The following is a 13,022-nucleotide window of genomic DNA, read 5'->3' as shown; positions in this document are numbered from 1 at the left end:
CTATCTCATGCTGAACGTAAAAAAACTCTGTGTCCCTTTCCTGTTTTCGGCCGTGGCCAGTCTGTCTGCGTCATGGTCCGTTGCGGCTGAATTGCCGGCAGGTACCGTGATTGATAAGTCCAACCTGGACGAGGTCATGAACGATACGTTTGAAGGCCACACCATTGCCAGTCTGTTGACCGATAAACTGGAATGGCAGATCCGTAACTGGAATCTCCAGATTCCGCTCAGCCACTCGGCTCCAATAGAGTTAGACCCGAGCTACATTGAAGCCACGGAAAAGTACGGCGGCCAGGCCACCTATGACCCCGAAACACGGGAAGTTACCGGGTGGGTGGCAGGCATACCTTTCCCCAACGTATCGGATGACGACCCCCACGCCGGCGAAAAGCTAATCTGGAACTTCTACTACGCATCGCCCGAAGGCGATGTGGTGGATAACAAAGCGACCTTCCTGCTGATTGACGGCGAGAACGGGTTGGAAAAAACCCAGGACTGGCTCTTTCAGCGCTACTACCACAAAGGTCGCCTGAGTGGGGGGGAACCGGTTCTGGGTGATGGTTCCATTCTGACGAAAACACTCTTTGTGGCGACAGCACCGCAGGACATCAAAGGGGTGGGCACTTTTACGGTTCGTTACGATGAGCCGAAAGTTGAAGACAGCTGGGCGTATATTCGCTCCGCCCGACGCACCCGGCGCCTCTCTGGCGGCGCCTGGATGGACCCGATCGGTGGCCTGGACTTTCTCAACGATGACATCTACGTGTGGAATGCCCGGCCTTCCTGGTATCCGGAAATCAAGGTGGTTGGTCGACGCTGGATTCTGGCGATCAGTGATGCGGATATGGGGTACAACCCTGATAAAGCAGGAACCCCGGAGGAATGGGCAACGGTGGATCTGAAGAATCCTCCTTACTGGAACCCTGTCCAGAAATGGCAGCCACGGGAAGTGTGGGTGATTGAGGGCACTGCCCCTGAAGAGCATCCGTACAGCAGGAAAGTGGTGTACATGGATGTTGATTATCCAAAGCTGTACCAGGGCGAAGCTTATGACAAGAAAGGTGAATTCTGGAAGTTCATTAACTTTCAAACGACGCCATCTGTCGGGAAGGATGGGATGAAGTATATCTCCTCGATTCAAGGTCATGTCATCGACTTCAAATCGAAGCACGCTTCGATATTCCTTTTCCGCGATTACAGCCTGAACGATCCTGACATTTCGCCTCGTGATATATCACTGAGCGCTCTGGAGATGATCGCCCGCTAACGGCCGTCGGGCTTGCCCGGAAGTGGCAAGCCCGCTTAGCCAGGGTTGAATCGATATTCGGATCAGCCATCTGGCGTGACAACTGGATTCAAAGACTTTCATGGTTAGAGGTTAGCTCTATGGAAACCAAAGTGATGACGGACGAACAGCGCAAGTCCATTGCGCTGGAATATTTCAGACGTATGGACCGTGGTGACAGCATCATTGAGCTGTTCGATGACCACGCCCAGGTGTTTTTTCCTAAATGGGGAATTGCGACCGGCAGGGCGGAAATCGAAACGTTGTTCGGGGACCTTCTGGGCATCCTCGCGGAAGTTAATCACAACGTGGCGTACACCAACCTGGTCCAGCAAGGCGATCTTGTGGTGGTGGAAGGTACCACCTCAGGAAAAACCAAGAGTGGTGTTGAATGGAGAGCCGGCGTAACACACGCGGGGCGCTGGTGTGATGTTTTTGAGATCCGGGATTTCAAGATCCAGCGCTGTTTCATATACCTGGACCCGGATTATGAGGGTGCCGATACCGAGCGTTATCCATGGTTAGCTGATGGCAAGGTCAGAGCCCTCTGAGCAACAACTGAAACAGCATTAGCGCCGGGTATGAATCAATGCCCGCCGATGTCCTGCCACCCACACATTTGAGCGTTGTTGTGCCTCTTGATAGGTCAGGGATGACCTCTTTTTTATGGCATCAGCCTCGACGCGCCGCTTCAATGGTCGCTATGTCGATCTTTCCCATCGTCAACATCGCATCGAATGCACGCTTGGCCGCGGCAGGATCGGGATCGGCGATCGCTTCTGTCAAAGCCACCGGCGTAATCTGCCAGCACAGCCCCCATTTGTCTCTGCACCACCCGCATGCGCTCTCTTCGCCGCCGTTGCCGACAATCGCGTTCCAGTACCGATCGGTTTCCTCTTGATCATAGGTGGCAACCTGAAACGAGAATGCTTCGCTGTGCTTAAAGGCTGGGCCGCCATTGAGCCCAAGGCAGGGAATGCCCAGGACAGTGAATTCCACCGTTAGAACATCTCCCTCCGATCCGGCCGGATAGTCTCCCGGCGCGCGAAGGACGGTACCAACCGATGAGTCGGGAAAGGTTTCCGCGTAGAAGTTCGCTGCCTCTTCGGCACCGCCGTCGAACCAAAGGCAAATGGTATTCTTTGCGTGCTCCGTCATGCTATTTCTCCTTGTTGTGTCTTACTGGCAATGTTCAATCTGACTGCTGATCATCCATTGAACGCCAAAACGATCCTTGGTCATTCCGAAACGATGTGCCCAGAATGTCTTTTCAAACGGCATAATGATCGCACCTCCGTCTGAAAGCGCATGGAAAACCCGCTCCGCCTGATCTGTATCTTCGTATTCGAGATGAATCTGGGCGCCCTGGGGTGGATGGTAGCAATCTCCCGACATATCCGCGCCCATTAGCCGACGGCCCCTGAGATTAAGGGACGCATGGATGACGCGATCATGCATTTCTGGGGGCACATCTTCAGCCGCCGGTGTTTCCCCGTAGGCAATCACGGCCTCCATGTTGCCACCGGTCACCGCTGCATAAAATTCCATGGCTTCCCGGCAGTTACCGGCAAACGCCACATGCACATTCATCTCCCGGGGTAGTTGTCCCAGAGATCGGTGTTGCTCAAGTGCCGGGCTGGGCTCGAAATCTTCAAGCGTAAAATACCTTCGTAACTCAAGGGTAACATTGCCGTTGGCATCTTCCGGGGGCCATTGTTTCGCCCAGGCGATAGCCTCTTCCAGGGAGTTCACCTCGAGCACGCTGTAGCCGGCCAGCTGCTCACCGGCTTGCTCGAACGGACCATGCACAACGGTCGGCTCGCCGTTGCGGAACAGAATGCGGCAACCTTCGCGGGTTGGTCTCAGTCCATTGCCATCGATGAACACTCCGGCCTGTGTCATACGGTCATTGTAGTCGGCCATCGCCTGAAAGATGTCTTCCGTGGGTAATACGCCATTCTCGGTGTCGGCATCGGCTTTGCGCATCAACATGTATTTCATACTGTCGTCCTCCAATGATTGTTGGTTGTCTTCACTGGTAAGTCGGACAGTGCGGGTGGAAATCGACACCGCTCGTTATATCTTATCTTCTTGGATTGGGACTGAGAGACTGATAAATACAGGCGAGCCCCTAAGGAGAGAATATGTTGGATGCAATGGTATTGAGGGCAAGCCGCCCGAACTTTCTGGTACTTGCACCCTTGTGCGTAGCGCTGGGCATTGTTTTGACCTGGCGGCAGATGGCAGCACTGGATGGCGTGCACCTGGCGTTGGTCCTGGTTGGGGCGCTGCTGGCCCATGCTGCGGTCAACCTGTTGAATGAGTATCAGGACTTCCGCTCCGGGCTTGACCTGGCCACCACCCGCACCCCGTTTTCCGGTGGCAGCGGCGCGTTACCGGACCGGCCAGAGGCGGCGCCAAAGGTTCTGGTTGCAGCACTGATGACCATGGCCACGATGTCGGCTATCGGCCTTTATTTTCTGTGGTTACGCGGCCTCCCCATGCTGCTGCTCGGGGTGGGCGGGCTTGTCCTGATCATCAGCTACACCCAATGGATCACCCGTTCACCCTGGTTATGTCTGCTCGCACCCGGACTGGGCTTTGGGCCGGTGATGATTTGGGGCACGCAGGTGGCCCTGGGCGCCCAGCCGGATGCGAGTTCTATCCTGGTGGCCGTGATGGTGATGCTGTGGGGCAGCGAGTTGCTGCTGATCAACCAGCTCCCCGACGTTGCGGCGGATCGGCAGGCCGGTCGTCGCCATCTGTCGATAGTGCTTGGCCTGAAGGTGGCTGCAGCGGTGGTGGCGGTGTTGTCGCTGGGAAGTTATCTGCTGCTGGGTGCTGCCATGATAGTAGGGGTGCTACCTGCGGCCAGCGGGCTGGCAATGTTCACGTTACCGGCGGCGCTCTGGGTGGCCTGGCGGTTGCCCCATGCGCTGGATGACAACAGCAAATTGTCCCCGGTGCTCGGGGTGAACGTTGCCACACTGCTGACCACGCTGGTGTTATTGGGGGTAGGGTTGTGGCAGGGGTAAGGAACAGATGCAGGTTTCTGTTTAAGAACAAACCGGAATGACCATAAAGCTGATAATTCGAAACCAACTAAGGTAGTCCTGCAAAGCTGCTATTGTTTTTGCAGGTATCGATGTTGGAAGTAATACCTGATGCAAAGTGAAAAAAACCAATAAAACGGGACTGTCATTGCACTGATTTCAGTAAAAACTGCGTTGGATCAGGGATGACGCCGTTAAAAAACAAGGACCGCATCATGACACTAACTCACAACTGGCGCTCGCTGGCAGCGATCGCTTTATCTGCAACTCTATCGACCTACGCACTGGCAGACGAAAATCACGTCTCCGATGGCGATAAAGCTGACAACAAACACCTACTGCACGATACGCCACTACCGGATGGGCATGTACCGGCCAACACTAACTACGGCTTCAGTGTGATCGGTCGTGATACCCTCGGTGGCATTTCGAGCGGGCTCTACACCGATATCTGGGCTCACGAGGGGTACGCCTACATCGGCACCTTCCAGGAGCCAGACTGCACCCGCGCCGGTGTCTACATTTCAGACATTCGCGACCCTGCCAATCCGGTTACGGTTGGCATGATCAAGTCTCCCCCACAGACCCGGATCAATGACGTTAAAGTCACCCGTATCGGTGACCGGGATGTACTGATCCACTCACTCGAACCATGCGGCCCACTGGTTGGCAATGGGCTGGCGGTTGGCGGCGGTAACGGGGGCCATCAACAGGGACAATTCGGAATCTCTCTCTGGGATGTCAGCAACCCCGCCAAGCCCCACGCGTTAAAACAGAACTTTCTTGATTTCCCGGTGCACAATACCTTTGCGTGGACCACCGCAAGCGGCAATACCTACCTGTTGATCGTTGATGATATCGCCACCGACGACCTGAAAATCGCCGATATCACCAAGCCCCAGTCTCCCAAGCTGATCACCACTACGGGCATTGAAACCTGGCTCGCCACTAACCCGGAGATTGCGGATGACGGTCAGCTGTTTATGGGCAGTTTTGCCGCATCGCTACTGCACGACATCTGGATCAACGACATGGATCCGGGGCCCGGTGAAAACTGGCAGGCGGTGTTGTCCTACTGGGATGCAGGGTTTATCACACTCGACATCAACGATCCCTACAACCCGGTCTTTCTCAGCGATTCCACCTACCCGGATCCGGACCCGGTGCATGGTATTTCTCCCCCGGAAGGCAACGCCCATGCAGCGGTGTTTGCTGGCCCCGGCTTTGACAAGATCTTTGCTGGGGACGAGGACTTCGACTCGCTATTCACCGCCGTGACTGTGGATGGCGAAGCCTACCAGGCAAGCCAGGGCAGTGACGTGCCACAAATCGGCCCGGGCGCCGACGTCGAAGAACTGATGGAGCAGACCGCGTTTGTCGGCCAGGCCTGCGGTGGCACATTAACGCCGGCTGCCGATGTGGGCGCTGGCATTGCGCTCATTGAACGTGGCGCTTGCTCCTTTACCCTGAAAGCCCAGACCGTCGAAGCTGCCGGCTATAGCGCTGGCGTGGTCTTTAACTCAGCAGCGCCCGACAACTGCGAAGCAACGGTGTCAATGCTGGTTGAGGCGGGCATCCCGATGCTGTTCGTTCCACGCTCCACGGGCTTTGCTGCACTAGGGATCGCTGGCTACGACCCGAGCCTATGCCCCGGAAGCGAAGGCTCCAATCCGGCCCTGCCTGCACCCGGCTCGCTGGGACTGGTGGCCACGCTGGGCGCCGCTTTCGATGGCTGGGGTTATCTCCATACTCTGAACAACACCTCAAGCCAGGTCACGGTGCAGCGCGGCATGGGGCCCGACGCAGAAACCGTTACCGTGGATTATCTGGGCGAGATGGGTTATTACGCCCCGGCCGAGGTCACCGACCCGGCACTGGCGACCGGCGCTGGCGACCTGACCATGCATAACCTGGAAATCGATCCTTCGAACCCGAACCGCACCTTCATCAGTTGGTATTCACTGGGCATGCGCGCGGTCGAATGGCGTGAAGGACACTTGCATGACAACAGCAAGGGCGAAGGCGTGGTGTCCTGGAACATGCACGAAGTTGGACGTTTCATCGCCGGCGACGAATACGGCGACGCGGCGGGCTCGAACTTCTGGGGAGTCCATGTCACGGAAGTGGATGGTGAACAGTACATTCTCGGTACCGATCGCAACACCGGACTGTGGATCTTCCAGTGGACCTGCGAAGACGCCACGGACGTGCTTTACTGCAATGGACCGGTGACACCCTGAACCTCAGAATGGTACCCGGGCAGCGCAATGCTGCCCGGGACCTGTCAGATTAAGCCGAGTCCCGATCCCACGTTATATTATTCTTGGACCTGTCAAAATAAGGGGCAAACACGGAAAGCGCTGCAAAACTTCGCCCTTCTTCCAGTATCGGACCGTGGAGTGTATTTTGTGGAATGAATACTAGATCACCCTTGCTCACTTTTTTTACTTCGTCACCAACTTTAAAGTCAACATTGCCTTCAATGATAACGAGTATCTCATCGTGGTAATGCTGGGTATGAAGTGCATTTCCACTGTCACGAACTATGCCGACATTTGCAGTCAGATGCTTTCCATCAAAAACGAAGGCTCTTTTGATCGGGTCGTTTTTTGTCGATTCGTCTGTTTCGAGCGACTCAACTATCTGATTAAGATTTTGAAAGTACATACTTTAGTTCCCTCCTTTGACTGTTACCTGGGGCCTAACAGCAATTAGAGAGCAGCCGCACTGACGACAAAACTGACCACTTCATCATGACGCTTTTGTTTGTAATCTAATAGCTAAAATAGTCCAAAAATCAGAAATCCTCCATGGTCAGGGATGCGGCATCGATCCAGCGTAGAACGTTTCGCAGTCGCCACCTGTAATCGCCCGCACCCCGCGTTTGACCAGGTCGAGCATCGGTCCGGTCACCGCGACCAGAACGTTGGGCTGCTCGATCTCGGGTTCGTGGAACGGGCCGGTAATCCGTTGTTCAACAACCGCACAGCCATCGGAGTCGATGACCGCTACCTGCATGTCCTGGAAGCGGTAATTTACGAAGTCCAGCGACCCGGTCAGGGCCAGGCGGTTTTGTGGGGTTCGGAAGGCCACGTCACGCGCCTGCGCCACACCCCCTTCAATAGCCCATTCAGAGATCATCTGATCAATGGTTGTGCTCCCCCCGCTGCCCTGGAGCATACCGGTAAACGCATAACCGCGCGTCACGACAAGACCAACCGGCCCAGCAATGAATACCGCACCAACATCAATCAGATTGAAGTTCTGGGTTTTGGTGTAATCCTCCAGCTCGTCATCAAGGTCATACCCTTCAATGGTCAGTTCCCCGGAGCGCAGACTGAGCATGCCGGTGGCGCTTTGTCGGAGGTCCTGCCAGGTGTTGCCTTGCGCATTCAGAGTCAGCTCAAGATTGACTTTGCCGGCGGCGGCCTGATCCGGGTTCAGCTTGCCCATGAACGCCCCGAAATCAAATTCGGCAAGCCCGTATTCAAGCCGGAGAGCGGGTGTGGGGGACGAAAGATTGGCCTCGATCCATCCCGAGGCTTCTCCCTCGAAGGCAGTTGCGTTCATCGGTTTCAGTTCGAAAACGCCGTTGTCGCCGCGGACCTTCGCCGACAATTCGGAAACCTTGAACCGGCCCTGGCTAAGCGTATCGCATTGCAAGTCGCCTTCGATGGCAAGAGTTTCAAACACTTGTTCCGGCATGCCACCATCATGGTGGAGATGGCTTAGGTCCAGGTCGCAATGCTCAAACAGCCATTCCATTTCCGAAGCTTTATCAAGATAGGTAATCCGGGCATCGGACACCTGCAACCGCCGCAACGACAGTGCGTCGCGCTCCCCCGGCTCGGGCTCGTAAAAGTTGAACACACCCGGGCTGGTGCGCTCGACCATCAGTTCCGGCCGCTTTATGTGGAGATCAATTGGGGGCACGTTACCGGTCAGTAGGCTGAAGGTGGCAAGCCCCACACTGACACTTTCAGCCGTGGCCACTACCTGCCCATGTCTGCTTAGCTCGAGCCCTGCAATTGTGACGCTTGGTCCCTGTAGCAGGCCGAAGTGCAGGGGCTGACCGATCTGCACGTCCAAGTTCAGGATGTCGCTGAGCCTGGTCTCTATCCGTTTTTTGACCTGATCAGTATCAACTATCAACCAAGCCACCAGTACGGCTGCGATGAGCAGGGCGGCCAGCACCGAGACAACCAGAACCGCCATTCGTATTCGTGTTGCCATCATTCCATCAACCACCTTGTATAGGCCCGGCAGGGGCGTGAACAAATGAGGTGAGTGCTAGGGCGAGACTGCCCAGCTGGTGTAGCCAAGCTTCATAATACGGGCGACTTCGTCCTCTGGCACCGCCCACAGGTTTCCCTGCTCCAGGGGGTCGTAATGGAATGCGTAAAGGCGGGAGGTAAATTCGGCGATGGGCAGGGAGGCTTCGCCGCGATACTCGCCGTGGCCCCGGGTGGAGCAGGTAATGCCCTGGCCCCAGTCCTGGCCGCTGTCGTTGTTGGGGTTGAAGAAGTAGACCCGTATTTCGTCCTGGGGGCTTAGCCCGACTCTCAGGATGTTGATGGCATGGCGACCTACGAAGCGGGCGGCGCTGTCTGTGACGGCAATGCCGGCCGGCTGGGCATGGATCACTGGCATATTGCCGTTGTAAAAAGGGTGGTAGCTGGCGTAGAAGTGCCGAATGAAGCCTTCGTAGTCGCGTACCTCGCCGGTGTGAATATCAGCAACTACACGGAATCCCTGGCTGACCCACCAGCCATAGAATTCCGGGTTGATCCAGCGGTGGGCATCGTCATCCCGGTTTTTACAACGGCGCCACATTTCGCCGTAAATGCGATCAAGGTGGGGGATAACGATCAGCGATAGCGGGTCCACATCAACCGGTGTTCCCTCGACCAGCCCGGGCTTCAGATCTCTGGAAGAGACGTTCTGGCCCTCGAAACGGCTGAGCACTTCGTTGTCCCGGGCCGCCCAGGTCAATACCTGGAGCAGGTAATCGGCTTCGTTGGCTGACCATATCGACAGACCGATGGCAGACTGGCAGGTGGGGTTGTTGCCCTGGCCCACACCCAGCGGCTGCCCCAAAAGATTGATGACACCGGCCAACAGGAATACCCGGGGCGGCCGGGCATTGCCAAGGACTTCTTGAAGGGTGTGTGCGGTCTCTGCTGACAGGCGGAGTTTGATTTGCCGCCACAGGGCCTGGGCCACTGGTGACGTAAACAGTGAACCTCGTTCCAGCATCATCGTAAGGCCATACACAGCCTGGCAGGTTTCCGGATAGATGGCTTCGTCGATCAGGGCATGGACCAGTTCCGTGTAGCAGTAGAGGTCATCCAGCCCGGTCATGGTCAGCCCGAGTGCGTCGGGTATCAGATCGTCCTGGTCACTGTTGCGCAGGTATCTCAGCATAACTGCGTGATAAGGGGAGGCCAGGCCGGTGTCGTGCATACTGCGGGCAAAGTGCGTGGCTTCGGACAAAAGTGTTTTGTCGTCCATCTCCGTTAACCGCTGCTCATAGATCTGCAGGCCCGGGTCTTCGGCGCTTCCCGGTGTGGGCGCAAATAACGCGTTTACCAGGCGGGTGGCATCGGCGTTGCCGGTGGTTTTTATCGTGGGGTCATAGAGGCATTTGGCAATCTGATCAATCATCTCGCAGATGCTGTCGACCTGTACCGGTCCCTGGTCCAGCAATCGCCAGACTTCGGTCACCAGGCTGCCCAGCAGGCTCTCATAGCAAAGGTGAGAGATCAGATAGCGGTAGAGTTCCTGGACGATCGTCCCGAGCTGTTTCGGGCGTTCCCGGTCGGCTTCTGAGAGTTGGCCAGAGAGCAGGTCCAGGTTCAACGCCATCACCTGGGTCAGGAAGTGGCGTGCCTGTTCCGCCGAAATGCCGGGATGGAAGTAGTCGCCCAGAGTGACGGCGAGCATTCGTAGCTCGCTGATGGCCTCCACGATGGTCGTAACGGCCCCGGCCTCGCGCAGGGAGTGCTTGGCCAGTGCCGGCTGGAGAATACCCGGCTGAGCCCAGTCGCTGGCGCCGAAGATGCCGGCGGATTCCAGCGACCGGACCCGCCGGTACAAGGCGTCAAAGCCACCCGGCACCATCATCAGGATTCGGGCGCGCTCCAGCAGTTCAAGGCTGGAGGCCCTGGGATTGGTTTGACGAGCTCGAGCAAAGTCCGCCAGCGCCCCATCAAACGGCTTCAATGCCAGCTCGAGTGCAGGGTCGGCTTTTTGGCGCTCCATAGCTTCGATTCCCTGATATGTTCGGGGCCGGTACGGGTATTAATGACACGGCCAACGATCTGAATGTAGTCGCCTTCGATCATGGTGGCCAGAAATGCCGGATGTAACCAGTCCCGCGATCTCTGACACAAGTTTGGCTCGTGGTATCACTGCAGTCTACGCTGATTACATTCAGGAACGTAAAGAACCCAAATCTCGATGCCTGTCTTGCGGAGGTGGAATGAAGTTTCCCTCAAGCACCGCTTTTGCCCTCTTGGGAGCAACACTGATTGCGATCAGCTACGGGCTTGCGCGCTTTGCCTTCGGGCTGTTCGTGCCCCCAATCCGGGAAGAACTGGCGCTGACGCCGGACGTGATCGGCATCATCGGCGCTTTGCCGCTCATCAGTTTTGTGCTCGCCACGGTGGTTGCACCATTATCCGCTGACCGTCTTGGCGCCCGCAATACGGCGATGCTGTCCGGTGGTTTCGGTACGGTCGGTCTGGCGCTGATCAGCCAGGCTTCTGGTGCTTTATCTCTCGGCGTGGGGGTGTTTGCCTGTGGCATTTGCACCGGTCTGATGATGCCGGCCCTGACGGCGGCCATGCAGGCGCTGGTGAGACGTTCCCTGCACGGGCGGGTCAGCTCGGTGATGAACGCGGGCACCAGCATTGGTGTGATCATTGCCGTACCGACGATTCTCTTCCTGGCCGGAGCCTGGCGTTATGCGTATGCGTCCTTTGCCGTTCTGGCGGTCATCGGGATGCTTGCCACGTGGATTTTCATTCCTTCAGTGTCCAGCGTCACGCCGTCGAATGCGGCTCCACCACCTCCGATCAGCGCCCTTCAGTGGTCCCGTCTGTTCAGGCTCTCACTGTTTGCTTTCATGATGGGCTTTGTCTCCGCCGCGTACTGGATCTTCGCGCCCGACCTGGTGGTCAACCTTGGTGCCCTGCCGCCCGATGCGACCGGGTGGCTATGGCTGGCGGTTGGTATTGCCGGTCTCGGAGGTGCCGTGGTGGCGGATCTGGCCGATCGCAACAACCCGCCGATCACCCAGGCTCTCATGCTGATGATGCTTTCCGCGAGCCTGGCATTGCTCGCTGCCAGTCCTGGTAACCTGGCGATTGCGGCATTCTCCGCGCTGGTCTTTGGCCTGGCTTACATGAGTTTGACGGGGCTGTATCTGATGACCGGTATCCGCCTGTTGCCGGGCAGATTATCGATGGGGCCCGTATTGCCCTTTATGGCTGTATCGCTTGGGCAGGCGACCGGGTCGCCTCTCGTTGGCTTGTTGGTGAATGAATTCGGTTACTCAGATGCGTTTGCCATGTTTTCGGTGGTAGGCATTCTGGTGGCCATACTGTCTCCCCTGTATCCGCGCTACATCGAGCAGGAGCACGAGGAGGAGGGCGAAGAAGAGACTGGCCTCCAGGCGGCGTACGATTACCAGCTTCAGAACGAGGAGGGTGAGCCGTTCAGGTATGGAGCTCCCGAATGGTCTGAGCAAACAGCCCGGCAACCGGAAGGGTCGTGACCCGGCCCTGAACTTCCGGTTTCTGCTGCGGTGTAACGCTGTCAGTAATGAAAAGCTGATCCATAGCCCCCGCGCGGTAAAGTTGCTCCGAACCGGGTCCGAACAGGGCATGGGTGATGACGCCGAACACCCTGGTGGCTCCCTTGTCCTTGCAAGCGTCTGCGGCGCGCAACAGGGTAGTGCCGCTCGCCACCATATCGTCAAAGATGATGGCAACCTTGCCTGTCATATCTCCGATCACGGCATCGCCGGTTACTTTGCCGTTACTCCGTCGTTTTTCCAGGAAGGCTGTGGGCGGCTGTTCGCCAGCGGCATCCGTCCAGGCGTCGCGGAACCGATCCACGCGTTTTGTGCCTCCGGCGTCGGGGGAAACAATAACGACTGGCTCGTCACCTACACGGTCTATGAGTGCGTTGACAAACAGGCTGTGGGCTTCAAGATGCACCGTCCGGCAGCGGAAGGCGTTGTCGAACGCGCTTCGGTTGTGAACTTCCAACGCCACTACGCAGTCCACCCCCATGGCTTCAAACAGTTGTGCCACGTAGCGTGTGGTGACCGGGTCCTGATCCTTGGCGCGCCGGTCCTTGCGGGCATAAGCAAGATACGGCAGCAACGCGGTGACGCGCTTCGCACCAGCATCTTTAACAGTAGCGATGAAAAACAGAAGCCGTAGCAACTTGTCGTTGACGCTTAATACTTCCTCGCCAAAGAGGGTGTGGAGAACGTAAACGTCCCGGCCCCGTACACTCTGCAGTGGCCGGGACTTGTGTTCGCCATCATCAAAGGCGCGATCCTCATGGGCGGCCAGGCTGATGCCGAGCTGTGAGGCAACGGAACGACCAAACTCGTGGCTACCTTCCAGGGCAAACAAAACCGGCTCGCTGTTCATATTATTTCCTTGACGGTA

The 13,022-nt window shown here is 56.9% G+C and carries 11 protein-coding genes; 5 read left to right on the top strand and 6 right to left on the bottom strand.

The window, feature by feature from the left end:
• The first annotated feature begins 7 nt into the window (after positions 1 to 7).
• Both MARLIPOL_RS12775 and MARLIPOL_RS12770 read left to right on the top strand, forming a co-directional pair.
• Positions 8 to 1,267, top strand: a complete 1,260-nt coding sequence (locus MARLIPOL_RS12775; protein WP_012138582.1) for a DUF1329 domain-containing protein — start codon at positions 8 to 10, stop codon at positions 1,265 to 1,267.
• Positions 1,268 to 1,386: 119 nt separating this feature from the next.
• Complete coding sequence (locus MARLIPOL_RS12770; RefSeq protein WP_012138581.1) at positions 1,387 to 1,836, top strand: nuclear transport factor 2 family protein; 450 nt, start codon at positions 1,387 to 1,389, stop codon at positions 1,834 to 1,836.
• A gap of 121 nt (positions 1,837 to 1,957) precedes the next feature.
• Here MARLIPOL_RS12770 and MARLIPOL_RS12765 read toward each other — a convergent pair whose 3' ends face one another.
• A complete protein-coding gene (locus tag MARLIPOL_RS12765) occupies positions 1,958 to 2,443 on the bottom strand; it encodes a VOC family protein (protein ID WP_012138580.1) in 486 nt (161 codons plus the stop codon).
• A gap of 21 nt (positions 2,444 to 2,464) precedes the next feature.
• Entirely contained in the window at positions 2,465 to 3,286 is an 822-nt protein-coding gene (locus MARLIPOL_RS12760) for a YciI family protein (RefSeq protein ID WP_012138579.1), read from the bottom strand.
• A gap of 143 nt (positions 3,287 to 3,429) precedes the next feature.
• Here MARLIPOL_RS12760 and MARLIPOL_RS12755 point away from each other — a divergent pair, with 143 nt between their 5' ends.
• Positions 3,430 to 4,320 (top strand): prenyltransferase, encoded by an 891-nt coding sequence (locus tag MARLIPOL_RS12755; RefSeq protein WP_012138578.1) that lies wholly within the window; start codon positions 3,430 to 3,432, stop codon positions 4,318 to 4,320.
• A gap of 233 nt (positions 4,321 to 4,553) precedes the next feature.
• On the top strand, positions 4,554 to 6,578 hold the full coding sequence (locus MARLIPOL_RS12750; protein ID WP_012138577.1) for a PA domain-containing protein: 2,025 nt from the start codon (positions 4,554 to 4,556) through the stop codon (positions 6,576 to 6,578).
• 49 nt (positions 6,579 to 6,627) lie between these two features.
• Here MARLIPOL_RS12750 and MARLIPOL_RS12745 read toward each other — a convergent pair whose 3' ends face one another.
• From MARLIPOL_RS12745 to MARLIPOL_RS12735, 3 genes are all read right to left on the bottom strand, one after another.
• Positions 6,628 to 7,005 carry a cupin domain-containing protein gene (locus tag MARLIPOL_RS12745; protein WP_012138576.1) on the bottom strand — a complete coding sequence of 126 codons (378 nt, stop codon included), beginning with the start codon at positions 7,003 to 7,005 and terminating at the stop codon, positions 6,628 to 6,630.
• Positions 7,006 to 7,152: 147 nt separating this feature from the next.
• Positions 7,153 to 8,574 (bottom strand): AsmA family protein, encoded by a 1,422-nt coding sequence (locus MARLIPOL_RS12740; protein WP_082446183.1) that lies wholly within the window; start codon positions 8,572 to 8,574, stop codon positions 7,153 to 7,155.
• Positions 8,575 to 8,628: 54 nt separating this feature from the next.
• Positions 8,629 to 10,599, bottom strand: a complete 1,971-nt coding sequence (locus MARLIPOL_RS12735; RefSeq protein WP_012138574.1) for a hypothetical protein — start codon at positions 10,597 to 10,599, stop codon at positions 8,629 to 8,631.
• Between the two features lie 220 nt (positions 10,600 to 10,819).
• On the opposite strand from MARLIPOL_RS12735, the gene MARLIPOL_RS12730 reads away from it, so the two are divergent.
• Complete coding sequence (locus MARLIPOL_RS12730; RefSeq protein ID WP_012138573.1) at positions 10,820 to 12,115, top strand: MFS transporter; 1,296 nt, start codon at positions 10,820 to 10,822, stop codon at positions 12,113 to 12,115.
• Here the strand turns inward: MARLIPOL_RS12730 and MARLIPOL_RS12725 are convergent.
• Positions 12,057 to 13,004 (bottom strand): ribose-phosphate diphosphokinase, encoded by a 948-nt coding sequence (locus MARLIPOL_RS12725; RefSeq protein ID WP_012138572.1) that lies wholly within the window; start codon positions 13,002 to 13,004, stop codon positions 12,057 to 12,059. The genes MARLIPOL_RS12730 and MARLIPOL_RS12725 overlap by 59 nt on opposite strands.
• Positions 13,005 to 13,022: the final 18 nt, after the last annotated feature.

The organism is Marinobacter lipolyticus SM19 (genome assembly GCF_000397065.2).
GTDB classification, from domain to species: Bacteria; Pseudomonadota; Gammaproteobacteria; order Pseudomonadales; family Oleiphilaceae; genus Marinobacter; species Marinobacter lipolyticus.
The sequence above is the reverse complement of the archived record's forward strand: the minus strand, read 5'-3'. Positions and strand labels throughout refer to the sequence as shown.

Coding starts and splice junctions, on each gene's coding strand:
- MARLIPOL_RS12775 (WP_012138582.1), top strand. CDS start 8: ATGCTGAACGTAAAAAAACTCTGTGTCCCTTTCCTGTTTTCGGCCGTG.
- MARLIPOL_RS12770 (WP_012138581.1), top strand. CDS start 1,387: ATGGAAACCAAAGTGATGACGGACGAACAGCGCAAGTCCATTGCGCTG.
- MARLIPOL_RS12765 (WP_012138580.1), bottom strand. CDS start 2,443: ATGACGGAGCACGCAAAGAATACCATTTGCCTTTGGTTCGACGGCGGT.
- MARLIPOL_RS12760 (WP_012138579.1), bottom strand. CDS start 3,286: ATGAAATACATGTTGATGCGCAAAGCCGATGCCGACACCGAGAATGGC.
- MARLIPOL_RS12755 (WP_012138578.1), top strand. CDS start 3,430: ATGTTGGATGCAATGGTATTGAGGGCAAGCCGCCCGAACTTTCTGGTA.
- MARLIPOL_RS12750 (WP_012138577.1), top strand. CDS start 4,554: ATGACACTAACTCACAACTGGCGCTCGCTGGCAGCGATCGCTTTATCT.
- MARLIPOL_RS12745 (WP_012138576.1), bottom strand. CDS start 7,005: ATGTACTTTCAAAATCTTAATCAGATAGTTGAGTCGCTCGAAACAGAC.
- MARLIPOL_RS12740 (WP_082446183.1), bottom strand. CDS start 8,574: ATGATGGCAACACGAATACGAATGGCGGTTCTGGTTGTCTCGGTGCTG.
- MARLIPOL_RS12735 (WP_012138574.1), bottom strand. CDS start 10,599: ATGGAGCGCCAAAAAGCCGACCCTGCACTCGAGCTGGCATTGAAGCCG.
- MARLIPOL_RS12730 (WP_012138573.1), top strand. CDS start 10,820: ATGAAGTTTCCCTCAAGCACCGCTTTTGCCCTCTTGGGAGCAACACTG.
- MARLIPOL_RS12725 (WP_012138572.1), bottom strand. CDS start 13,004: ATGAACAGCGAGCCGGTTTTGTTTGCCCTGGAAGGTAGCCACGAGTTT.